Raw genomic sequence first — 1,061 nt, forward strand, 5'->3', positions numbered from 1 at the left:
GTAAAGGGGCAGAGGGGCAGGGGAGAATAATAACTCCCAAGTCATCAGTCAACAGTCATCAGTCATCAGTCAACACCCCCAACGCCCAATCCCCAATCACCAGTCGCCACTCCCCTATATACTGAGATTATTGAGATTAATAGTCAATTATCAAAGGTACTAATCCAGAATCATCATGAAATCTTTGCACCGTCCCGATCTCTATAGCTGGTCTACTTTCAACCCGGCAAGAAATATTGATTTCAATGGGATTGCCTGGATTCGACCAGATGGCAACATCTTGATTGACCCAGTAGCCTTATCAAATCATGATTGGAATCATTTGCAATCTCTCGGTGGTGTGGATTGGATTGTGTTGACAAATTCTGAACATGTCAGGGCAAGTAAAGAAATTGCCGACCAAACCTATGCTAAGATAGCCGGCCCCATAGCGGAAAAAGACGCTTTTCCCATACATTGCGATCGCTGGTTATCTGATGGTGAGGAATTTGTACCTGGACTGAAGGTGATTGAACTCCAAGGTTCTAAAACACCTGGCGAACTGGCTTTATTATTGGAGGAAACAACGTTGATTACAGGAGATTTAGTCAGGGCACGCAAGGCAGGTAGTTTGACAATATTACCGGATGACAAGTTACTGAATCGACAGCAGGCCATTGCTTCTGTGCGGAGGTTAGCAGAACTCTGTCAGGTAGAAGCGGTGTTGGTAGGGGATGGTTGGCCTGTGTTCCGCGATGGACGCGATCGCTTAAAGGAACTGGTAGGGACGCTATAAATGGATGCTAATTACACTGGGAAAATTAGTTTTGTAGATTTGTCTATCAAATGACAAACTTTTGATATGGGAATTCCATTTAATTTGTAAGCATTTAAAGTCATAGATTCCCGGCTTTTGATTGAAAAAGCCGGGAATTTTATCTTTTTATAAAGTCATACAGTTCAGTTAATACCGATTCAAAAAATATTTGCGACAGATACCCCACGCGCCTGACGGCACCCTCCCCTTGCCAAGGGGAGGGTTGGGGAGGGGTCTTGTCTATGTGTTGCATTATTTTTTCAAA

1 protein-coding gene is annotated in these 1,061 nt (G+C 43.7%); it reads left to right on the forward strand.

Annotated features, from left to right (window positions below; all coding sequences use genetic code 11):
* The first annotated feature begins 175 nt into the window (after nt 1–175).
* A complete protein-coding gene (locus tag GNE10_RS34745; protein WP_099070645.1) occupies nt 176–775 on the forward strand; it encodes an MBL fold metallo-hydrolase in 600 nt (199 codons plus the stop codon).
* The last annotated feature ends 286 nt before the right edge of the window (nt 776–1,061 follow it).

Source organism: Nostoc sp. 2RC, assembly GCF_014222165.1.
Taxonomy (GTDB): domain Bacteria; phylum Cyanobacteriota; class Cyanobacteriia; order Cyanobacteriales; family Nostocaceae; genus Nostoc; species Nostoc linckia.